18 protein-coding genes are annotated in these 22,269 nt (G+C 46.7%); 10 read left to right on the top strand and 8 right to left on the bottom strand.

The window, feature by feature from the left end; all coding sequences use genetic code 11:
* Entirely contained in the window at positions 1–1,650 is a 1,650-nt protein-coding gene (locus M988_RS09190) for an ABC transporter permease (protein WP_064573790.1), read from the top strand.
* Positions 1,647–2,273: an ATP-binding cassette domain-containing protein gene (locus tag M988_RS09185; RefSeq protein ID WP_008813584.1), complete on the top strand. Its 627-nt coding sequence runs from the start codon at positions 1,647–1,649 to the stop codon at positions 2,271–2,273. Before M988_RS09190 ends, M988_RS09185 begins: the two co-directional genes overlap by 4 nt.
* Position 2,274: 1 nt before the next feature.
* Here the strand turns inward: M988_RS09185 and punR are convergent, their stop codons facing one another.
* Positions 2,275–3,183: a DNA-binding transcriptional activator PunR gene (gene punR, locus M988_RS09180; protein WP_008813585.1), complete on the bottom strand. Its 909-nt coding sequence runs from the start codon at positions 3,181–3,183 to the stop codon at positions 2,275–2,277.
* Positions 3,184–3,323: 140 nt separating this feature from the next.
* On the opposite strand from punR, the gene punC reads away from it, so the two are divergent.
* Positions 3,324–4,550, top strand: coding sequence for a purine nucleoside transporter PunC (gene punC / locus M988_RS09175; RefSeq protein ID WP_064573788.1), 1,227 nt, complete (start codon positions 3,324–3,326; stop codon positions 4,548–4,550).
* A gap of 319 nt (positions 4,551–4,869) precedes the next feature.
* Entirely contained in the window at positions 4,870–6,021 is a 1,152-nt protein-coding gene (cfa, locus tag M988_RS09170) for a cyclopropane fatty acyl phospholipid synthase (protein ID WP_008813587.1), read from the top strand.
* Positions 6,022–6,079: 58 nt separating this feature from the next.
* Here the strand turns inward: cfa and htpX are convergent, their stop codons facing one another.
* The 4 genes from htpX to M988_RS09150 all read right to left on the bottom strand — a co-directional run bounded on the left by htpX (position 6,080) and on the right by M988_RS09150 (position 10,540).
* Positions 6,080–6,961, bottom strand: a complete 882-nt coding sequence (gene htpX / locus M988_RS09165; protein ID WP_008813588.1) for a protease HtpX — start codon at positions 6,959–6,961, stop codon at positions 6,080–6,082.
* 228 nt (positions 6,962–7,189) lie between these two features.
* The gene (gene prc, locus M988_RS09160; RefSeq protein ID WP_064573785.1) at positions 7,190–9,220 is read right to left on the bottom strand and encodes a carboxy terminal-processing peptidase; all 2,031 of its coding nucleotides are present in this window, start codon (positions 9,218–9,220) and stop codon (positions 7,190–7,192) included.
* 19 nt (positions 9,221–9,239) lie between these two features.
* A complete protein-coding gene (proQ, locus tag M988_RS09155; RefSeq protein ID WP_008813590.1) occupies positions 9,240–9,947 on the bottom strand; it encodes an RNA chaperone ProQ in 708 nt (235 codons plus the stop codon).
* 101 nt (positions 9,948–10,048) lie between these two features.
* Positions 10,049–10,540: a GAF domain-containing protein gene (locus M988_RS09150; protein ID WP_008813591.1), complete on the bottom strand. Its 492-nt coding sequence runs from the start codon at positions 10,538–10,540 to the stop codon at positions 10,049–10,051.
* A 334-nt stretch (positions 10,541–10,874) separates the two neighbouring features.
* On the opposite strand from M988_RS09150, the gene yebS reads away from it, so the two are divergent.
* From yebS to M988_RS09125, 5 genes are all read left to right on the top strand, one after another.
* Positions 10,875–12,119 carry a membrane integrity lipid transport subunit YebS gene (gene yebS / locus M988_RS09145; protein ID WP_008813592.1) on the top strand — a complete coding sequence of 415 codons (1,245 nt, stop codon included), beginning with the start codon at positions 10,875–10,877 and terminating at the stop codon, positions 12,117–12,119.
* Positions 12,088–14,718 (top strand): PqiB family protein, encoded by a 2,631-nt coding sequence (locus M988_RS09140; protein WP_064573784.1) that lies wholly within the window; start codon positions 12,088–12,090, stop codon positions 14,716–14,718. Before yebS ends, M988_RS09140 begins: the two co-directional genes overlap by 32 nt.
* A 745-nt stretch (positions 14,719–15,463) precedes the next feature.
* On the top strand, positions 15,464–16,360 hold the full coding sequence (locus tag M988_RS09135; protein ID WP_061060014.1) for a tetratricopeptide repeat protein: 897 nt from the start codon (positions 15,464–15,466) through the stop codon (positions 16,358–16,360).
* A gap of 265 nt (positions 16,361–16,625) precedes the next feature.
* A complete protein-coding gene (locus M988_RS09130) occupies positions 16,626–17,174 on the top strand; it encodes a GNAT family N-acetyltransferase (protein WP_064573783.1) in 549 nt (182 codons plus the stop codon).
* Between the two features lie 23 nt (positions 17,175–17,197).
* Entirely contained in the window at positions 17,198–17,839 is a 642-nt protein-coding gene (locus M988_RS09125; protein ID WP_074388440.1) for a Vat family streptogramin A O-acetyltransferase, read from the top strand.
* 213 nt (positions 17,840–18,052) lie between these two features.
* Here M988_RS09125 and M988_RS09120 read toward each other — a convergent pair whose 3' ends face one another.
* Positions 18,053–18,985, bottom strand: a complete 933-nt coding sequence (locus M988_RS09120) for a Dyp-type peroxidase (RefSeq protein ID WP_008813600.1) — start codon at positions 18,983–18,985, stop codon at positions 18,053–18,055.
* 629 nt (positions 18,986–19,614) lie between these two features.
* Between M988_RS09120 and M988_RS09115 the strand changes: the two genes are divergently transcribed.
* A complete protein-coding gene (locus M988_RS09115) occupies positions 19,615–20,763 on the top strand; it encodes a porin (RefSeq protein ID WP_174705398.1) in 1,149 nt (382 codons plus the stop codon).
* Between the two features lie 58 nt (positions 20,764–20,821).
* Here the strand turns inward: M988_RS09115 and M988_RS09110 are convergent, their stop codons facing one another.
* On the bottom strand, positions 20,822–21,289 hold the full coding sequence (locus M988_RS09110) for a hypothetical protein (protein ID WP_064573780.1): 468 nt from the start codon (positions 21,287–21,289) through the stop codon (positions 20,822–20,824).
* A 149-nt stretch (positions 21,290–21,438) separates the two neighbouring features.
* Entirely contained in the window at positions 21,439–21,876 is a 438-nt protein-coding gene (lysM, locus tag M988_RS09105) for a peptidoglycan-binding protein LysM (protein WP_061060010.1), read from the bottom strand.
* Positions 21,877–22,269: the final 393 nt, after the last annotated feature.

The following is a 22,269-nucleotide window of genomic DNA, read 5'->3' as shown; positions in this document are numbered from 1 at the left end:
ATGAAGAACGGCTGCTCCTGTCTCGCGCTGTTCCCTCTTGTGCTGATACTTGCTGGTGCGCTGCCGATTGCGGCGGCGCTACTGGTTATGCTTCAGCCCCTTTCAGATACTTTTTCCATTAGCCATTTTCTTGCGTCGTGGCACCTGTTGCTACAATGGCCAGGTATATTGCAATCCATCACGCTGAGCATATTCAGTGGTTTTGCCGCCACGCTAATATCATTATGGCTAGCTCTGGCGTTATGTGGGCAGGTCATTCTAAGACAGAATAGTCATATCGCGCGGGTTGTCTCCACTGCTATTCTCGCTATACCCCACATTGCTTTAGCGACCGGATTGATCCTGCTGTTGTCCCCATCTGGCTGGTTGCTAAGGGTCATTTCCCCTACGCTTACCGGATACTCTCGCCCACCTGATTGGCTGATAATCAACGATCCTTATGCACTTTCATTGACGTTGCTATTAGCGGTGAAAGAAACACCTTTCCTGTTTTTAATGGCGCTGAATATCGCCGGACGTATTGATGTTCGACGACAAATACAGTCAGGTGTGGCGCTAGGCTATCCTTCAACTCGCGTCTGGTGGCTGTTGTTAGTGCCACAGATTCTGCGCGGCCTGCGGTTGCCCGTCTTCTGCGTGTTGGCATTTGGCATATCCGTGGTGGATATCGCTATTTTGCTTGGACCACAGCAGCCCACAACGCTATCCCTACAGATTTGGCAATGGATGACCGATCCGGCACTGGCGCATCAGGTATTGGCGACCAGCGGAACGTTGCTCCTGCTTGGGATCACGCTTTTTAGTTTTGTCCTCTGGCTGATGATTGAAAGGGCCTGGCTGCGCTATTGCCGCAACGCGCACGGTCAAAGACGCTATAAACGTCATATGCCGCTACGGCCTCTATGGATCGTTGGCATACTGCTGACGCTGGGTTCGTATAGCGTTTTGTTTATCTGGTCGATTGCTTGGCGATGGCCGTTCCCTGCTGCCTTGCCACTGCAATGGACATTCGATTATTGGCTCAGCAGCCTAAGCCAACTCGGTACCCCCATCATCAATAGCCTGCTCATCGCTGGCATCGCCAATTTCTGTAGTCTGATTCTCTGTGTAGGCTTTCTTGAATGGCAATTCTTACGCCATAAAATCACGGGATTATGGCTGCTACTCACACCTCTTTTGCTACCGCAAATCAGTCTGATTTTTGGTTTACAACATTTAGCGGCTTGGTTCGACGTGATTGGCCTGCTGCCCAGCGTGATTTTCGCCCATATGCTGTTTATTACGCCTTACTACTTCCTCAGTCTGAGCGGCACATGGCAGGCTTTTGATCGTAGACTCCTTTATACGGCCCAATCACTAGGGAAAACCCCGTGGTCGTGCTTCTGGCATATTAAAATTCCACTATTGAGTAAACCGCTGGCGATATCCGTCGCCCTAGGCTTTGCTGTCAGTATCGGCCTTTATCTGCCGACTCTGGGGTTCGGGGCTGGTCGTTTCCCTACTTTAGCGACCGAAACGGTGGCCTACGCCAGCGGAATCGATCGCCGCATGGCCGCCGTTGCAGCGCTGTGGCAAACCTTTCTGCCACTGCTCGGCTACGGGTTAGCACTGTTTATCCCCGTCACCTTCTCAAGGAGTAAGCAGCAATGAGCACGTTGACTCTCGAACAGTTTCAAGTCTATTTACATGATGTGCCGCTAACGCCTGAACTCAACGTGAGTGTGGCCGGCGGAGAAACGCTTACGCTAATGGGGCCGAGCGGGTGTGGAAAATCAAGCTTGCTGTTAGCGCTTGCAGGGCATGCACATGCTCCGATTTCACGACGAGGAAAAGTGAAAATTAATGGGCAAGATGTGACACACCTTCCAGCCCATCAACGCAAAGTCGGTCTGCTATTTCAAGATGACTTATTATTTCCTCATCTCAACGTAGAGCAAAATCTGTTATTCGCGTTGCCTGATGATGTTGCTCGGACAGAACGCCACTCACAGGTGACTCAAGCCTTAGCAAAGATTGAGATGAGTGAGTTTTCCCGCCGCTTTCCAAATGAACTCTCCGGCGGGCAACGCGCCAGAATCAGCCTGCTTCGCACCCTATTATCTAGCCCTGCGGTCGTTGCGCTAGACGAGCCTTTTTCTAAGCTCGATAAAACACTGCGCCAACATTTTCGTCGCTGGGTCTTTGATGAGTTAAAACAGGCCAATATCCCCGCCCTTTTAGTCACACACGATGAAGACGATGTGCCAGAAAATGGGCAAATGATTTGCCTGTAGTTTACTCTGGGCTCAGCCATTCCTGATTCATGGTTTCGGTATCTCCCAGATAATCCAGTAACCAGTCAATTGCCGGTGAGCGAGTATGATCCTCCCAGGTGACGCAGCAGGCGCTATCAGGAAACGGCTGCGCCAACTGCAAAATATGTAATTTCCCCGCACTGACCAATGGCTCTGCCATATGAGCCGGCATCAGCCCCACGCAAAGACCGCTTTCCAGACAATCGCAGGCAGACTGCCAGTCTGGCACCACTAAACGGCGCTGGTTATCAAGTAGCCATGTGTCGCGCTTAGGCAGATTGATTGACGTATCCTCAATGCACAGCGCAGGGAATGGACGAATTTTATCATCCGTCAGTTCGCCTTCGAGCATCGCCAACGGATGCTCTGGGCTGACTAGGCAATGCCAATGCAAAAAACCCATATCGCGAAATGAAAAACGTCCTCCGGCCGGCACCGCACGCGTTGCGCCAATAGCCACATCAACCCGTCCGGCAACTAAGGCATCCCACACACCGTTAAACACTTCTGGATGGATCATTAATTCCATATCAGGAAAGTGACGATAAAAATCCACGACCAACTGCCGACTCCTACGCGGGTTAACGATGCGATCGACGGCGATATTTAGCTGTCCACGCCAGCCGTTTGCGACTTGCTGACACTGGCGACGGGTGGAATTCATTTTTTTGATAATAGTACGCGCTTCTTCTACAAAAAATGCGCCTGCTTCGGTTAACTCCACATCACGATGGCGTCGTTCAAACAGCGAAACGGCTAACCATGTTTCCAACTGACGTACTGTGTAACTCACGGCAGACGGCACACGGTGCAGCTCTTGTGCTGCGGCGCTGAAACTCCCCGTTCTAGCAACCGCGTCTACAACCTCTAATGAGTATTCAGACCACATGTGCGCTACCTCACCTTTCTTGCTTTCAAAAATTTTCACTCATGATAGCAAATATTAGCGTTTCACAAGTAATTAGTGAGATCGCTAAACTCCCCACGTCACACTTTCACTCTGCAACAAATATATAACGAGTCAAAATAATGCGAACTTCCTCATTTTTTATGTTCTATCTGGCCGGCTTGAGCATGTTGGGATATCTGGCCACCGATATGTATCTTCCTGCTTTTGGTGCCATGCAGCAGGATCTGGGTGCGTCTGCGGGCGCAATTAGCGCTAGTTTAAGTATTTTCTTAGCCGGTTTTGCCTTTGCCCAGCTCGTTTGGGGCCCTCTGTCTGACCGTATTGGTCGTAAGCCCGTCCTGCTGATGGGGCTGACATTGTTCAGCCTTGGCTGCTTGGGAATGATCTGGGTAGACACAACTGTCGAGCTTCTGATTCTGCGTTTCGTACAGGCTATCGGTGTATGTTCTGCCGCGGTGACCTGGCAAGCGCTGGTAATCGACCGTTACAGCAAAGGCATCGCCAACCGCGTATTTGCCACCATCATGCCGCTGGTCGCACTGTCGCCAGCCTTAGCGCCATTACTCGGTGCATGGCTACTAAATCATTTAGAGTGGCAGGCCATTTTCGCCGTATTGTTCGGGATTTCACTGCTCCTACTGATCCCTACGTTGATGCTGAAAGATACGCGCCGTAAACCAACAGAAGATAAAACGCAGAAAAAAATTAGTTTCTTCCAGTTGATGCGCTCAAATATCTTCTCTGGCAACGTAATGATTTTTGCTGCCTGCTCTGCGGGTTTCTTTGCTTGGCTAACCGGTTCACCGTTCATTCTCGGTGATATGGGCTATGGTCCTAACGATATTGGTTTGAGCTATGTGCCACAGACGATTGCTTTCTTAATCGGTGGCTATGGCTGCCGTGCGCTGCTTAGCCGCATCGGTGGAAATCTGATGCTGCCTGTACTGCTGATTGTTTATAGCCTGTGCATGATTGCGATGTTTGTGATGGCGATGTTTAGTACACCAGGACTGTTCGCCATTCTTGTCCCTTTCTGCATCATGGCGATGGCGAACGGGGCTATTTATCCTATCGTGGTCGCGAATGCGCTAACGCCATTTCCTGAAAACAGTGGTAAAGCCGCCGCGCTGCAAAATACCTTACAGCTTGGCGTCTGTTTCCTTGCCAGCCTGCTAGTATCGGTCTTTGTTGAATCTGCGCTATTAGCAACTACGGCTATTATGGCGGGAACCGTTATTTTGGTCATGATCGGCTATTGGCTCAAAAGTGACAGCGTCACTAAAAAACTCAGCACAGATAAGTTAACTACAACAGAATCAAGCAAAAAGCACGTTTCTCAACACTAGTATTTTTTGTCTCCTTTACGCTAACCCATTGACCAGCGGTATAGATTCATACTTGAGTCTGTCACCGCTGCGTCCTATACTGCAACAGTTGCATTCACAATTATTTTGCTAGTGAGTAACTTTTACTTTTCTGGCGTGCGGAGCACGTCACGTTTTCTAAAGGATGAGTCCCTGCTAAACGCATGGGTTTCCTCAGTTTTCCATTTTTCTAAGTCGGGTTTAAACACCGCGGGTTGGCCGTTGGTACTCGTGCGCCTACAGATTGCCCATGCGTTCTGGCAGGTCGAGTTATATGAAGAATATGGGTCATGGAGAAACTATGAGTTCATCGTGTATAGAAGATCTGAGCGTACAAAACAGTCAGTGGTACAGAATTGCCAGTGAGATGTTGCAATCGGCAGATATAGAGGTAAATGGTTCACGCCCTTTTGATATTCGCGTCAAGAATCCTCATTTCTTTAAACGTGTATTGCAAGAGGGTTCACTGGGTCTTGGTGAGAGCTATATGGATGGTTGGTGGGAATGCGACCGATTAGACATTTTCTTCCAGAAAGTGCTACGTGCCGGACTGGAAAACCAGCTTCCCCATCATATTAAAGATACGTTGCGCGTTGCGGCAGCTCGATTGACAAATCTACAATCTAAAAAGCGTGCATGGATCGTGGGTAAAGAGCATTACGATTTGGGCAATGACCTTTTTAGCCTGATGCTCGATCCCTACATGCAGTACTCCTGTGGATACTGGAAAGACGCCACCACGCTTAAGCAGGCGCAAGAAGCCAAGCTAAAACTTATCTGTGAAAAACTTCAGTTGAAACCGGGTATGACGCTGTTAGATATTGGCTGTGGCTGGGGAGGACTTGCCGCTTATGCCGCTAAGCACTACGGCGTGTCGGTTGAAGGTGTCACTATTTCTGCGGAGCAGCAAAAATTAGCGCAGGAACGTTGCAAGGATTTAGATGTAAAAATCCTGCTGCAGGACTATCGCGATCTTGATTCGCAGTATGATCGCATCGTTTCAGTGGGAATGTTTGAGCACGTCGGACCGAAAAACTACCAGACCTACTTCAACGTCGTTGCACGAAATTTAAAGCCTGATGGTCTTTTCCTTTTGCACACCATTGGTGCTAATGAAACGAATATGAACGTTGATCCTTGGATCAATAAATATATTTTCCCTAATGGCTGCCTGCCTTCTATTAAGCACATTGCTACCACAAGTGAAGGTAAATTCGTCATGGAAGATTGGCACAATATTGGCGCTGATTATGACCGCACCTTAATGGCTTGGTACGAACGTTTTGTACAAAATTGGCCAAAGCTGGAACATAACTACTCTCAGCGTTTCTTCCGTATGTTCAGCTACTATCTGAATGCCTGCGCTGGCGCGTTCCGCGCACGCGATATTCAGCTGTGGCAGGTCGTATTCTCACCACGCGGTGCCGAAGGCGGTTTGCGTGTCGCGCGTTAAATAGCGCCCTATACGTCAAAAGGAGCCTTTCGGCTCCTTTGTTTTTTATCACTCTGAATTACTTCAGATATTGCCCCGTACGCAGTGCTTCAATACGCTTGTCCAACGGAGGGTGAGACAGAAACAGTTCACTAAAAGACTTGTTACGGCCGTTAATGCAAAATGCCATCATGCTCCCTTCTTCCTGCGGCTCATAGCTGGTTTTTAGACGCTGCAATGCAGCAATCATTTTCTCGCGCCCCACTAAGTTTGCAGAACCCGCATCGGCACGGAATTCACGGTAACGCGAGAACCACATGGTGATGATGCTCGCCAGAATACCGAACACAATCTCCAGCACCATAGACACCGCGAAATAAATCATCGGGTTACCACTGCTGCTTTCACCTTCATCGCGATTGCCAGACAAGAACCCTGCCGCCACCTGCGCAATCAGGCGCGAGATGAAGATAACAAAGGTGTTCACCACGCCCTGAACCAGCGTCATAGTCACCATGTCGCCATTGGCAACGTGGCTAATCTCATGCGCCAAAACGGCTTCAGCCTCATCACGGCTCATGTTTTGTAGCAGACCGGTGCTCACCGCCACTAATGAAGCATTACGACGTGCGCCTGTAGCAAACGCATTCATATCCGGTGCATGATAAATAGCCACCTGTGGCATATCAATGCCTGCCTGCTGCGACTGACGACGCACCGTTTCGACTAACCAACGCTCGGTTTCATTGCGAGGTTGCTCAATCACCTCGCCCCCAACCGAACGCAATGCCATCCACTTAGACATCAACAGAGAAACAATAGAACCACCAAAGCCGAACAGCAGTGCCATCACCATCAGCCCTTGCACGCTGCTGGACTGGATCCCTGTTAGGCTCAACACCACACCAAACACCAGCATAACGGCTAGGTTGGTTAGCAGGAACAAAGCGATACGCATCATATTATTTATTAATCCTCATTCATGGAGTACGCACTATGCGATGACTAGATCGTAAGGGCATCTGCGCGGGATTCAAGAGGTGTTAAGCAATAACACACTAAAGAAACATAACTTTACAATTTGACGTACTAAAAATCACATAACTGACGATTTATACACCAATACAACTGAGCCGCAGGCATAAAAAAAGAGCGATCTCTCGCTCTTTTTTACTCTAACTCGAATCGATTATTTTGAGCTGCCTTGCAGTTGCTGAGCAAGATCGAGCGCAATTTTCACCGTTTCGTCCAGATAAGGATCTGGCTCCTGATAATCCTTCGGCACATCATCAAGTGACTTGATTGGTTTTTTGCCGCTAGCTTTCAGTCGTTCATTAATACGCATCAGACGCGTTGCATCATCATCTTTGTTCTCTTTTTCACGCTGGGCGTAGTTAAGAGACACGATGTTTTTGCGATCTTTGAGTGCCTTATAGTGAGCGATATCCTGCTCGATATATTGGAACTCTGGGTTTGAAGCGATGCGCTTGTTGTGATCAGCAAGCAGTACCGGATCAAACTTCTGCACGTTGCCCGCACTCTCATAGGTCGCTGCTTTAATGCTGTCCCATGGCAGAGCGTTATCTTCAAAGCTTTCGCCAGTGTCGATGGACTCTAAACCGGTTGGCATGATGATATCAGGCGTAACACCCTTACGTTGAGTACTACCACCGTTGATGCGGTAGAACTTCTGGATGGTGTACTGCACGGAGCCTAATTCAGGCCACTCAGGACGCAGCATTTGATCGTAGATACGGTTAACCGAACGGTACTGTTGAACGGTGCCTTTACCGAAGGTCGGCTCACCAACAATCAGCGCACGGTCATAATCCTGCATCGCAGCGGCAAAAATTTCTGACGCTGACGCACTAAAGCGATCGACGAGAACAACCAGAGGGCCTTTGTAGTAAACAACCCCGTCGCTATCGGCATCTTCACGGATTTTGCCATTATTATCGCGCACCTGCACCACTGGGCCACTCGGGATAAACAGGCCGGAAAGCGATACGGCCTCAGTCAATGCCCCGCCGCCGTTGCTGCGCAGATCGATAATCACGCTGCTGACGTTCTGTTTTTCCAGTTTCTGTAGCTGTACTTTGACGTCATCGGTCAAACCAACGTAGAAGCCCGGAATATCCAACACGCCAACTTTCTTACCGTCGACGGTTTTCACACTCATCTTGACCGCACGATCTTCTAAACGAATGCGTTCACGGGTCAGCGTAATGGTGCGCGTTTTGGTGCCTTTGCCCGCTGGCAGAATTTCCAGACGAACTTTGCTGCCCTTCGGCCCTTTGATCAGCTCAACCACGTCGTCGAGACGCCAGCCGATCACATCCACCATCGGTTTGCCCGGCTGTCCCACACCAACAATGCGATCGCCCACTTTCAGCGCTTTACTCTTAGCCGCAGGGCCACCAGCAACCATTGAGTTAATCTGGGTGTAATCATCTTCCGTCTGCTGCAATACCGCACCAATACCTTCCAGAGAGAGGCTCATCTCGGTATTGAACTGTTCAGTATTACGCGGTGACAGATAGTTGGTATGCGGATCAATTTCATGCGCAAACGCGTTCATGAACAGCTGGAAAACGTCTTCACTCTTACTTTGCGTGAGGCGTTTAATCGCAAACTGATAGCGTTTGGTCAGGATTTTCTGGATCTCGGGCCAATCTTTGCCGGCGAGTTTCAGATTTAATTCGTCATATTTAACTTTGGCTGTCCAAAGCTTATTCAATTCTTCCGTGCTAGTTGGCCACGGCGACTTACTACGGTCGACATCAATAGTGTCGTTGCCATCGAAGGTCATCGGTGACTTAAGCAAAGAAAGTGCATATTGATATCGTTCAAAGCGACGTTTCTGAGCCAAATTGAACAACGCATAAGCGGTATCTAGCTGACCGGATTTCAGTTCATCATCCAGCGTCGTTTCACGGTCTTTAAACTGCGCCACATCAGAGGCCAACAACACGTTATGGTTGTAGTCCAACATATTGAGGTAGCGAGCAAAGATCTTTTTGGAGAAATCGTCATTCAAATCGAATTGACGATAATGAGAGCGTGTAAAACGCGACGTCACCCGTTCACTGACGGTCGCATGTTGCGGCTCTTGGCGCAGCTGCGGTAACTGATTAATGTTGTAAGCAACATTATCAGCCGCAAAGCTGGCACCAGCGAATAACGCCAGGGCCATCGCTGATACCCTGAAAATTTTGTTCATGCCTTGGTTGGCCTCCGTATCAGAACTGCAAGTGTTCTGCGCGCACAATCATCGCCAGACCGTTAGAAAGCTGAACGCGTACACCATCTTTGGTGATTTCCAATACGGAAGCGTCCATTGCACTTTTACCTGCGCTGACTTTTACATCCTGACCTACGGTCAGTTTGGTAATGTCAGTCACTGGCACAGTACGCGGCTTAGCTGATTCAGTGTTAGCGCGAGGCGTGCGATCCTGCTGTGGACGCGGAGTGCGTGGTTTACGCGCTTCTTTGTCTCCGTTAGCAGCATCGGTGCGACGTGCAGCAGGTTTTTTGCCCGCTGGACGAGGACGACGGTTTTCTGTCGCTTCACCGGCCTCACGTTTTTTCGCCTGCTGTTCTGCACGTTGTGCTTGAACTCGCGCTTTGGCTTCTTCTAATTGTTGACGAGCGTGTTCTACGTGCTGCTCTTCCAGCACCCCACACGAATTACCGTCAAGATCGACTCGTTCTGCACCCACTTTCACGCCGTGCAGATAACGCCAGCTTGAAGTGTACAGACGGAGCGCTGAACGTAGCTGAGTCTTGCTCAGTCCGTTTTCATCTCCCTGCATCCGCTCAACCAGATCTTGGAAGATACCGATTTTCAACGGACGTGCTTCGCCCTCTGCGCTAAAGCACTGCGGGAAACGCTGGGCTAAAAATGCAATGACTTCTTTACTACTATTCAACTTGGGTTGATTTTCCATGAAATTTCCTGATTACAACGGGTTTGCCAACCAGCGATGGCATGAACAGGCGACATTATAATGGCGCTATCGCCAAAAGCCACGCCATACGCACGACAACCTTATGCAAATGTCACAAATTTTGCGCTGTCACACTCTGCCAAGTGCTCACAAAGTGCGTAAACAACTGATTTCAATCCAGTTTCATCATCTTCGTCGAATCGGTCATAAACTGTGCTATCGATATCTAAAACACCAATAACCTGTCCATTTACCTCGAGAGGCAGCACAATTTCAGCATTGCTGGCGGCATCACAGGCAATATGTCCTGCAAAAGCATGCACATCGGCCACGCGCTGAACCTCATTTTTCGCATACGCCGTTCCGCAAACGCCCTTACCCACTGGAATACGTACACAGGCCAATTTCCCCTGAAATGGCGCAAGAACCAGCGTATTACCGTCAATGAGGTAAAAGCCTGCCCAGTTCACGTTCTCTAAACGCTCATAAATCAGAGCGCTAGCGTTAGACAATGTTGCAATAAAGTTATATTCACCACGGCTTAACGCAGCCAGATCGCGGGTCAGATCGGCATAAAACTCTTTTTTACTCATTTAAATCTCGTTACCTTGTTACTTGGACATCGCCATAAGGCTTGAATAATAGGTCACATTAACACTTGTGGCGCCAGATCTAAGACAAAAACACTTAAGCCTTTTTTAAGCAATACCAAGCGGTGTCCTTAAGTTTCTGAGCCTGAATAATGACGAGTATAAAATAAGCATTAAATGCGTTATCACACAAGACCTATCCAACATCACTACACATTAACTCGTTACACATTGTATCTTTAGGCTAATTCAACCTACATTTTTATAACAATCATTCTGTTTTAAGGCTATCAATGCGATACTTCATCTCCTTGCGACACCCATTCTGCGTTTCTAAATGAATATCACACGAATAACAGCGCTCCCAGAACAGCACATCAAGCGTTGCCATGAATGCGACTATGTATTCAGCATACCTCCGCTGGATAAAAACCATACCGCCTACTGCCCACGTTGCTGTGCAAAGATCTGTTCGGGCCGTGATTGGTCGATGACTCGCCTAACTGCGTTGTCTGTCGCTATTTTGCTGCTGATGCCCTTTGCATTGAGCGAGCCGCTCATCCAGATCCGGCTGCTAGGGACTACCATTTATGCCAGCCTGCTTGAAGGCATATGGCAAATGGCCATCCAAGGCGATCCTGTGACAGCCAGCATGGTGGCATTTTGTACCGTCGGCGCGCCGCTCATATTGCCACTGTCGATTCTGTATTTACGTATTGGCGACAAATTGGGAATGAATCTTCGGCCGGTCCTGTTAATGCTAGATAGGCTCAAAGAGTGGATCATGCTGGATATTTACCTCATTGGCATGGGGGTCGCCTGTATCAAAGTGCAGGAGTATGCCGATATTGATGTCGGTAATGCTTTTTTCGCTTATGTCATGGTGACATTGTTAACGCTAGTGACGCAGATCCATCTGAATTTGAATCAGCTTTGGGAGCGATTTTACCCACGCATTCAGCCTAAAGTATCGCCTTATTCGATGATACTCTGCTGCGCGTGTCACTACACAGGGCTACCCGATGAACGGGGTCGGTGCCCTCGCTGCCATACCACCCTACATACTCGCCAGCCATACAGTTTACAAAAAACTTGGGCAGCGTTGATTGCCGCGATTATGATGCTGTTTCCTGCAAACTTACTGCCTATTTCTATTCTGTATGTGAATGGTGTGCGCATGGAAGACACCATTTTTTCCGGTGTAGTATCGCTCGCGACATCCGGAAATATGCCAATTGCTGCTATCGTATTTATAGCGAGTATTTTAGTGCCCTTTACTAAAGTCATCGTGATGCTATTTTTGCTTATCAGCATTCAGTTTAAAACCCAGCACAGCCTAAAGACTCGCATGCGCTTACTGCGCATGGTGACGTGGATTGGGCGCTGGTCGATGCTCGATCTCTTCGTCATCGCATTAATGATGTCGTTGGTTAATCGTGACCAACTACTCTCTTTCACTATGGGACCGGCTGCCTTTTACTTTGGCGCCGCCGTATTCCTAACCATCCTCGCCGTGGAGTGGTTAGACAGCCGACTGATTTGGGATGCTCATGCAACAGGAAACGCCGAATACACCGACTAACGCGACGCTACGACGCAAACGTCGTATCTCACCGTTTTGGTTATTACCTTTTATTGCGCTGCTAATTGCAGGCTGGTTGATCTATTCCACCCTGCAAGAGCGCGGTGACACCGTCATCATCGATTTCCAATCGGCGGCGGGTCTGGTTGCCGGACGTACGCCGGTGCGCTATCAGGGGGTTGAAGTCGGCACCGTGCAAAAAATTGCGCTCAGTGAAGACCTCAATAAAATTGAAGTCAGCGTGAGTATCAAAAGCGATATGAAAGATGCGCTGCGCGATGGAACCCAGTTCTGGCTGGTAACGCCAAAAGCGTCTCTAGCCGGCATTTCTGGGCTAGATGCGTTGGTTGGCGGTAACTACATCGGCATGATGCCGGGAACCGGAAAACCAAGTAAGCATTTTGTCGCGCTAGATACTCAGCCTAAGTTCCGACTCAATACCGGCGAATTGTTGATTCATTTATTTGCTCCCGATTTGGGCTCTCTTAGCGCGGGCTCGTTGGTCTACTACCGCAAAATCCCAGTGGGCAAAGTGTATGACTTTACGATAGCTGAGAATCAGCAAGGGGTAAGCATTGACGTGCTTATCGACAAGCGTTTTGCCAATTTAGTGAAAGATAACAGCCGTTTCTGGAACGTCTCAGGCTTCAAAGGCGACTTTGGTTTAGACGGCGTTTCGGTGCAGATGGAAAGCATGGCGGCCTTGGTCAATGGCGCTATTGCATTCGACTCCCCACAAGACGGCAAGCAGGCTAAAGCAAACCATAATTACACGCTTTATCCTGATTTAGCGCATAGTCAACGCGGGGTCGCAATTGGCTTAGACCTGCCAAACGGTGATGGCTTGGCAGCCGATCGTACCCCGCTCATCTATCAAGGCCTGCAGGTCGGCACGCTCACCAAAATGACGTTAGAAAAAGATGGCAAGGTCAATGGTGAACTGACCATCGATCCTAGCATCGTTGATCTGATGCGTAGCGGAACGCGCATCAAAATGACCAGCCCTAAATTGAGCTTGGATAACGCTAAACTCAGCCAGTTGCTCACCGGTAACGTATTTGAACTGATTCCAGGTGAAGGCGAGCCACAAAACCATTTCACCGTGCTTCCCAGTGCAGAAGCGCTCTTACAGCAACCCAACGTGCTGAAAGTCACGCTAAGCGCCCCTCAAAGCTACGGCGTAGATGTCGGTCAGCCATTGAGTATGAATGGCATCAAAATTGGTCAGGTGCTTAATCGCGTTTTAAAAGACAATAACGTTGTTTTCGATGTTGCTATTGATGCGCAATATCGCAACCGCATTCATGCAGACAGCAAGTTCATCGTAAACAGCCGCCTTGATGTTAAATTCGGCGTTGACGGCGTACAGGTACTTGGCGCGAGCGCGCAAGAATGGTTGGATGGCGGTATTCGAGTCGTGGCGAGCAGTAAAGGCGAGCCGAAAGATAAATATCCGCTGTATCAAAACAGTGAGCATGCAGAACAAGGGTTTGTTGGCGATCTGCCTCCGGCCACGCTAACGCTACTGGCGGATACGCTACCGGACATTCAGACCGGTTCTGTGGTGCTGTATCGTAAGTTCCAAGTCGGTGAGATTGTCGACGTTCGTCCTAAAGTGAACACGTTTGAGGTCGATATCTATATCCAACCCGCTTATCGTAAACTGCTAACGCCACAGACTATTTTCTGGGCTGAAGGCGGCGCCAAGGTTCAGTTGAATGGCAGTGGATTAACGATTCAAGCTTCTCCTCTCGACCGTGCGATCAAAGGCGCAATTAGCTTCGATAACATTGAAGGTGTTAACGTCACCAAGGGACAGAAACGAGAGCTGTACGCCTCTGAAACTGCGGCCAGAGCAATTGGTAGCCAAATTACTCTGCGTACCTATGACGCATCTAAGCTTTCAGCCGGGATGCCAATTCGCTATTTAGGTATCGATATCGGTCAAGTGGAGTCGCTCAAGCTCTCCAATGAACGCAACGAAGTGTTGGCGAAGGCGGTGCTTTATCCTGAATATGTGGACTCTTTTGCTCGCCAAGGCACCCGCTTCTCCATCGTAACACCTGAGATTTCTGCCACCGGCGTCAGCAATTTAGAAACCCTACTTCAGCCATATATCAATCTGGAGCCGGGTCATGGACGCACCATGCGAACCTTTGAGTTACAACAAGCATCAATCGCAGACTCCCGCTATCTCGATGGCTTAAGCGTGATCGTGGATGCACCGGAAACCGGCTCGCTGCAAATTGGCACTCCGGTTCTATTCCGCGGAATCGAAGTGGGAACGGTTACCGGTTTGTATCTGGGATCGATGTCTGATCGAGTGCATGTAGCATTACGCATCAGCAAGAAATATCAGAGGCTGGTACGTGAGAACTCGGTGTTCTGGCTGGCATCAGGTTATAACGTAGAGTTCGGCCTTACCGGCGGCATGGTTAAAACCGGAACATTCCAGCAGTTTATCCGCGGCGGTATTGCGTTTGCGACACCACCAACCACACCGCTCGCGCCACAGGCTCAGCCAAATACGCACTATCTACTTAACGATAATGCACCAGATAAATGGCAGAGCTGGGGTACCGCGATCCCTCTACGCTAATATCTCAAACGGCCTAATTCGATTAGGCCGTTTCTTCCCCGAGCTCTCTAACGCGCTCAAAACCGCGGGAAGCTTCTACGCTTTCGAGTCATAGTCCATATCCCGACTGAAACCACGCGATGCACCTCGTGGCGGGTTAAAATGAATATGCTTATCTAACGCTCTATAAATTCCAAATACTTGCCAAAAACTGACTATTCAGGCCATCAGAGGGTTATCAAGCCCCCTCTGCGCCGCCATATTTGGCACAAGAGCCCCCTAAGCGAAACGCCGCGCAGAACCTGAGCCTAAGAGCATTTCAGCAATATATTGATAGCAATTAAGGCATTAACATTTTCTGTTACCGCGCTTAATCGCACGATTTGCTAAAAACTGGAAAAAAAAGCATCGTCGACTACTATTAAATAGCAAGGCAATCCAAGCCTGCATTAATGCCAACTTTTAGCGCACGGCTCTCTCCCAAGAGCCATTTCCCTAGACCTGATACAGGAGTCGTATCAGGTCTTTTTTTATATACTCTTATAAAACAACTCCTCGCGCCATTCTCAAGGGCTTCCCCCATCCTCTCTTTTTAATCAGTGACGATGTTATTCTCAAGGTATGTGGGCTATCTAAGGAACCTCATTGGACGGCCAGACAAAATGGCGACAATCTTTCGAATCTTGCCCCTTTGTTGACTTGATATGGAACAAACATTACTGATGCCCTATTATCCAGAGACAAATTTTATATAGTGGAAAGTGATATGCGCCACAGCCTTACTATAGCTCTCACCACATTGCTGATAGTGTCCTGCGTGAGTCATGCTGCCATGATGGCAGATGAAGAAAATTTCAAGGAAGGTTATAAATTTTATACCGGTGATAATGTTGACGTTAATGAGATTAAAGCCGCTGAGTATTTTAAAAAATCAGGTAATGGCATAGCCAATTATTATCTTGCCAATATGTATATGTACTCTGATGAAGACCTAGCTAAATATTCGCTAAGAGAGAATAAAGCGCTCGCAAAAGAACTTCTTAAAAAGGCGATTCCGTCACTACAGGAAGCCGCAGCCGCAGGAGATCCCTCAGCTCAGCTATATCTTGGATATGCATATAAAGGGGGGATGGGAATTGAAAAAAGTGAAGAAAAATCGTTGGCGTTGATAGAAGAGTCTGCAAAACAGAACTATCCGTTAGCATTAGCCTCACTAGGATCCATACTCGCAAAAAGCGAACCAGATAAAGCTTATCAGTATTACGAAAAAGCTGTAAATCTTGGCTTGCGGGAAGCGAATGAAGGTTTAGTAAAAATCAACGAGGATAAATATCTGAATACATTCGATCCTATCTATGAAGAAAATATCAGAAAACTGGCGACTAGCGGCAATCCCTACGCAGTTATGTGGGAAGCACATGAAGAATCCCATCTTCGACACTACGATAAAGCCATGAGCCTTTTTCAGGCCGCCTCCCAAGATAAGTTAGCGTCAGTTAAAGCCGATGCATTCTCCATGATTGCCTTGATGTATCACAGAGGTGAAGGCGTTGAAAAAAGCCGCGGGATGTCACTAAAGTATCTCAATGAAGCGTGTAGATTCAGCAAATTCGAATGTTACAATCGTGATGTCTATAAAGATGGTAAAGAGACGTGGCCATAATATTCCCGATCGCGCACTTACAGGTCACGTTGCTTTCTTGCATTTGTTAGGTCATAAGGCGATGAAGATAGCCGAAGTACACTTGAGCCACCTATGGGGATAGTTAATGATATCAATCAAATATACCATAAGAATAATAGAATCATAACGTAGCTCTTCGCTCTTAGCGGCTAAGAGTTCTTACAAAGCAGTTTCGTACAAGACGCGGGCATTACTCATGTTCACTCATTGATTTTATTAAAGTAGAGTGTAAGTAGAAGAACGTATGCAGATACCCACGCTAAAAACAGAGCGCTTGCTGTTAAAGCCATTAGTTTCTGAAGATGCACTCCAAATTCAGAAACTCTTTCCACGCTGGGAGATTGTGCGCTATTTAGTGTCATCGATTCCTTGGCCTTACCCGGACAATGCTGCATCGCATTACGTTGATAACATCGCCCTGCCTGCTATGGCAAAAGGACTCGCTTGGTTTTGGACTATACGGCTTCGGGATGATCTTGACAATTTGATAGGCGTTATCAGCCTGGACGATACGAAAGATAATAATCGTGGTTTCTGGCTGGTACCTGAATATCAGGGTCGAGGATTAATGCGGGAAGCCAGTATTGAGGCAACAAATTACTGGTTTAACACTTTGAATAAGCCCGTTTTGCGAACATCAAAAGCGGCAGAAAACATACGTTCTCAGCAAATTTCAGCCAGTAGCGGCATGCGATTAATCAAAACTGAAAAGGCACAATTTATCGGTGGACTTTTAGACTCAGAATTGTGGGAAATTACTCGTGATGAGTGGAATATCCATCACTCGAACTAACAGAATATGACACCGGAGAGTGTATGCAAGGCCCAGATCCACTCAATAAACATCCAATGGAAGGTTTCCCTCAGGTTTGTTTCATCAAAAATACGGTGACGAATCCAAATATTATCATAGGTGATTTCACATATTACGATGATCCAGAAGACTCTGAGAATTTTGAACGGAATGTTCTCTATCACTTCCCCTTCATCGGTGACAAGCTGGTTATCGGTAAATTTTGTGCTATCGCAAAAGGTGTCCAGTTCATAATGAACGGTGCGAATCACAAATTATCAGGCTTCTCTACGTTTCCGTTTTATATATTCGGGAATGGATGGGAAAAGGCGATGCCAGAGCCTGAAGATTTGCCATTCAAAGGTGATACAATAATCGGGAATGATGTCTGGATCGGGTACAAAGCCCTGATCATGCCCGGCGTGAAGATCGGCAACGGCGCGATTATTTCCTCTCAGTCTGTTGTCACGATGGACGTCCCTGCTTACACCATCGTCGGTGGTAATCCAGCAAAAGTCATTAAGAAACGATTTTCAGATGAAATAGTATGTGAATTAGAAAAACTAGCGTGGTGGGATTGGCCTGTAGAAGAGATAACTAAACACCTCACTGCAATAATGTCTAATGACATTAAAACCCTTCGTACAAAATTTACAATGCGATAGTTTTCATTCTCATACAATAATCAACAGAGGTTCACTACTGATATACCCGCCCCCTATTATAGCTATGGAGCTATAGTTCTATAGCCAACATAAAGTCATTATAAATTCAGCACATGAAAGTTTCATTGCGATGCAGGTCAGTAGATTAGCGTTTAAAAAATATGCTTACCCGATGACCCATGACCTGCACCTTTCGTGCACACAAAAAAGCTATCAACCACCCAATCTTTCTAGCAAGTCAGGAGAAGGAATAAAAAATAGCGTACCGGTCACGGCGACACTAAAATCCAACAATTTATCTGAGTTACCGATAGGATCGCCGATAAACATATTCTCCAACATACGTTTAGTCGTTGAAAAATAACGAGAGTAACCAATAAAGTATGTGCCATATTCCCCTTTGGCTGGATTTGAAAATGGCATATTTGCGCGTACGATTTTCAGGTCGTTCCCTTGCTCATCCTGAATATTAGTGACAACGTTATGAGTGTTCTCATTTTTCTCTTCGTCAGCTAACTCTACATCATTGAATTTATGGCGCCCAATCACCTTCTCTTGCATTTCAGTCGGCAAATCTTCCCATGCTTTCATATCATGAATATATTTTTGAACGAAGGCATAGCTACCACCACGAAAACTAAGGTCTTCATCACCGATCACAGCACATTCAATACGCTCATCTGGGTATTCTGGATTTTCTGTACCATCTACAAATCCAATAATTGAGCGTCCATCAAAATAACGAAAACCATGAACTTCATCGACAACAGTCGTTATCTCTGACAATTTTTTGCAGATAATGGATGCCATTTCATAGCAAGCATCAACACGTAGAGCCCTGATATGAAAAAAGATGTCACCGGGAGTCGATACTGCCGTATGTTTTTGCCCTTTGATTTCCTCAAATGGAAATAACTCTTTAGGTACGGGTTGTTCAGGGAAATATTTTCTCCATGCCTGAGCACCAAACCCCATAACGCTACTTATCTGTAGTTCTGGAAAACGATTTCGCATACTTCTTGAAATGGCTGAAAACTCTGAACAAAAATCAATTAACGTGTTTTTGGTTTCTACGGTATCCATCAGGTTGAATACCAAAAAAAAAGCATTCTCACCAGGTCCATTCGTTACATCAAAATGACTCATATCTACTCCTGTTTTTATCTTTTCGTCTAAAGTCCTAGTGATGATAACAGGGGGTTCATCCCCTTTAAATGAAAATTTTGCCGTTAAGATTAACGTCAAAAGTAAGGGTAACACGCTGAAAAACAATGATGAAAACTAGGTAGGCTACCGATGTTAGAGCGCTTTCTACACCTACGCCGATGTGGCTTATGGCTTAATAGAGGAAGTGTCATCTTGGTGAACTGCTGTGCATTTCGGCAAAATTCGATAAAGAGAATAATCCGGTGTCCTAAAACGGCTCAACAAAAAATACCATTGCGGTATTATTTACCCCCTAAAATATCATTTTTATTTTACCCAATATATTTAACGTTCATATAGCAGCCACTTTGATTTTAAAATCACCATCTTAAATAATAAAGCAAACGATCCCTTGTATGAAATACGAAACCAGACTCTCTATTTTTTAGTTTAATTAGACGGCTATTGTTGCTTTTTTTGTCGCTATATAGTTGAATGCACACCGCATTTGGCTGTTGAATATAAACCTCAATGGCTTTATGTATTTCTATTATTTTACCTATAAAACAGTTACGAATGTAAATTACATATTCACGAATATGCAGGGATAAATAATGTTTAAACATCATGTGGCTAAAAAAGTAGCATTAGCTGTGGCATTGGGCTGTGCGTCGTTCTCTTCTTTCGCAGAAATTACATTGCTGGAACAAAATCCTCAGGCTGGCGATCCGCTGAGCCGCCTGAAGTTTCAGGTAGGTGGTAGTATTCGTCCTCAGTTTATTGACGAAATGGGTAACAGCGATAAAGGATCTTACAAACGTAACGGCTATGATGGTGGTACTCGTGTCCGCTTCTCGGCAGATTACTATCTGTTTGACGATGTTAGCCTGATTGGCTATTACGAACTGGGTCTAAATGTTCCAGCCATATTCAACTGGGATAATCACTATGCCGAAGGCGCCGCAAATACCGACCGTCGTATGTTGTTTGGAGGTCTGAAAAGCGCAACGTGGGGGACGCTAACCTACGGTAAACAAAATAGTATTTACTATACGGTTGTCGGTGCAAAAACCGATATCTGGGACTTCGACATGCAGGCGCAGGCTCCAGGTAATGGTTATAACGGTAACTATGATGGTTCTTACCGCAGTTACAATCTGGTTCAGTATAAAAACACCTTCGGTCCCGTCGATTTATATGTAGGTGGTGTGTTACATGACGATTCTCACCCTGCCGGTTTAAATAACGGCAATCCGTTGCGTTATCAGCGTAAAGGTGGTGGTGCACTGGGTGTGGATTACCACATTACTGATGAATTGACCTGGGGTACGGCATACAGCTATATCCAGCAAAGCATTAAGCAAAGCAACGGTGTAGACAACGGTAATAAAGATAATGGCCAGCAGTTGCTAGGCACAGGGTTAAGCTGGAAACCTGATAACTGGACTCTGGCGGCATCGGCGGGTTGGTATCGTAACTTCCTGATGACCGGTGTGAAAAACCGTCATGATTACTTTGCAGGAAACGCCTACGGCGTTGAATATTATGCAGGCTATACCTTCCCAGTAAGCCAGTATCTTGTGAAAAATATCACGCCTTACTACGCAGGCGACCGCCTGAAATTCAATACTGGACGTGATTATCAAAGTAACCACCAAACGCTAGGTATTTCGACCAAATTTGACTATGGTTTCCAAATTGACGTAGAGCACGTATTTACCAATACGACTGATAACAAAAGTGATCTGAATTTAGTTCGTCTGCGTTACGATTTCTAAGTTAATTCAAGAAATAAAAAGCACCTAGATATATCTAGGTGCTTTTTATTAGCTTTGATCACATTTTATCGTAATTATCTGCGGCGCTATTGAAAGCTTGCGCTAAAGAAGCGTTTACGCCTTTTTGTGTTATCGAGTTCATATAGGCCTGCCATTTACTGTCCACGTCATTCAACGCATTTATCTGTGCAGACTCCGTGGTCACACTCTTAACACGTTCAACTTGGGGTTGAATGATCGCCATAGACGCATGCAGGATCTCGCCAGTACAGGCTTGAATTTTTGCTTTCTCTTCAGAGGTCGTCGCCTGTTGAGCCCATTGCGCGGCAACAACATTCTTACGTTCAGCCTCAACACCGAGCTTACGCATATTCACCAATAAATCAGATTTGGATTCAATCCGAGGATAGTGGCTTGCCGCAGGCACATCACAGGAAAAATAGCTTTTAAATGGGGATTGCCCTTCTGTGCTCACACAGCCTGCCAAAACAAACGCACTCAAACATAGGGTAAGAATCTTTTTCATCCAACCAGCCTCATTATTTTAAGTGGAGTGATAATAGCAAGACGGCGTCACAAGGCAATCAGCGGATAAAATGATAGTGAATGAATTATCATTGATTGATATGAAAAAAGCCGCATAGGCGGCTTTTCGGTTTGGATGGTTTAAGTCATTCACTTCTGAGGAATGATTAGCATCTGCCCCGGATAAATTTTGTCAGGATGCGAAAGCATTGGCTTGTTAGCTTCAAAAATACGCATGTATTCATTGGCATTACCGTATTGCGCCTTAGCAATGGCACTTAATGTATCGCCAGCTTTTACGGTATAGAAATGGCTTTCAATCCCAGCCTGAGCGGCAGCAAGTTGATCATCCACCTGACTAATGCCAGCAACGTTACCAACTGCAACCAGAATTTTCTCCTTTAACTCTTGGCTGATCCCCTCGCCTGTTACCGTCGCCGTTCCATCATCGGTCACTTTGACGTCAACTTTATCTGCATCCGGTAAACCCAGCTTATTGATATGCTCTTTCAGCTTATCATCGCGGTTTCCACTTACTGCATCCCAGATTTTTTCACCAGCATCTTTTACAAAGCTAAGCAGTCCCATTTAGACCTCCAATGAAAGTGTCACTACAGTATTGAGAGACACAAAAAATACCTTTTTAGAGTCTAGCAGAATATGCATAGGCTGAAGCACTGAGACAACTCCGAGTTTGTCACTTCAGCTTGCCAGACATGTAAATGCATCAATTTATTTAAATAACAATGGATTAGATTTCCGTGGAAAATCATTTTCTCATAGGGTGAAGCAGATCACGCTTCAAGTGCTCACATCGCGATATGGTGTTTAAACCGCAGGTCATGAAGGAGTCAAATGAAGAAGTTGATTTCATTAGTGTTAGGTGTTATTTCAACCACAATACCGGCCATCTCAATGGCTTACCCGGCGGAAACCCACCCATATGGCGGGACGGGATAACATCCATTAGTGGCTTTATTC

The sequence above is a fragment of the Hafnia paralvei ATCC 29927 genome, assembly GCF_001655005.1.
Taxonomy (GTDB): Bacteria; Pseudomonadota; Gammaproteobacteria; order Enterobacterales; family Enterobacteriaceae; genus Hafnia; species Hafnia paralvei.
This window is presented reverse-complemented; position numbering and strand designations above follow the sequence as displayed.

Excerpts from the sequence above, each read along its gene's own strand:
- M988_RS09190 (WP_064573790.1), top strand. The coding sequence starts at position 1 with ATGAAGAACGGCTGCTCCTGTCTCGCGCTGTTCCCTCTTGTGCTGATA.
- M988_RS09185 (WP_008813584.1), top strand. The coding sequence starts at position 1,647 with ATGAGCACGTTGACTCTCGAACAGTTTCAAGTCTATTTACATGATGTG.
- punR (WP_008813585.1), bottom strand. The coding sequence starts at position 3,183 with ATGTGGTCTGAATACTCATTAGAGGTTGTAGACGCGGTTGCTAGAACG.
- punC (WP_064573788.1), top strand. The coding sequence starts at position 3,324 with ATGCGAACTTCCTCATTTTTTATGTTCTATCTGGCCGGCTTGAGCATG.
- cfa (WP_008813587.1), top strand. The coding sequence starts at position 4,870 with ATGAGTTCATCGTGTATAGAAGATCTGAGCGTACAAAACAGTCAGTGG.
- htpX (WP_008813588.1), bottom strand. The coding sequence starts at position 6,961 with ATGATGCGTATCGCTTTGTTCCTGCTAACCAACCTAGCCGTTATGCTG.
- prc (WP_064573785.1), bottom strand. The coding sequence starts at position 9,220 with ATGAACAAAATTTTCAGGGTATCAGCGATGGCCCTGGCGTTATTCGCT.
- proQ (WP_008813590.1), bottom strand. The coding sequence starts at position 9,947 with ATGGAAAATCAACCCAAGTTGAATAGTAGTAAAGAAGTCATTGCATTT.
- M988_RS09150 (WP_008813591.1), bottom strand. The coding sequence starts at position 10,540 with ATGAGTAAAAAAGAGTTTTATGCCGATCTGACCCGCGATCTGGCTGCG.
- yebS (WP_008813592.1), top strand. The coding sequence starts at position 10,875 with ATGAATATCACACGAATAACAGCGCTCCCAGAACAGCACATCAAGCGT.
- M988_RS09140 (WP_064573784.1), top strand. The coding sequence starts at position 12,088 with ATGCAACAGGAAACGCCGAATACACCGACTAACGCGACGCTACGACGC.
- M988_RS09135 (WP_061060014.1), top strand. The coding sequence starts at position 15,464 with ATGCGCCACAGCCTTACTATAGCTCTCACCACATTGCTGATAGTGTCC.
- M988_RS09130 (WP_064573783.1), top strand. The coding sequence starts at position 16,626 with ATGCAGATACCCACGCTAAAAACAGAGCGCTTGCTGTTAAAGCCATTA.
- M988_RS09125 (WP_074388440.1), top strand. The coding sequence starts at position 17,198 with ATGCAAGGCCCAGATCCACTCAATAAACATCCAATGGAAGGTTTCCCT.
- M988_RS09120 (WP_008813600.1), bottom strand. The coding sequence starts at position 18,985 with ATGAGTCATTTTGATGTAACGAATGGACCTGGTGAGAATGCTTTTTTT.
- M988_RS09110 (WP_064573780.1), bottom strand. The coding sequence starts at position 21,289 with ATGAAAAAGATTCTTACCCTATGTTTGAGTGCGTTTGTTTTGGCAGGC.
- lysM (WP_061060010.1), bottom strand. The coding sequence starts at position 21,876 with ATGGGACTGCTTAGCTTTGTAAAAGATGCTGGTGAAAAAATCTGGGAT.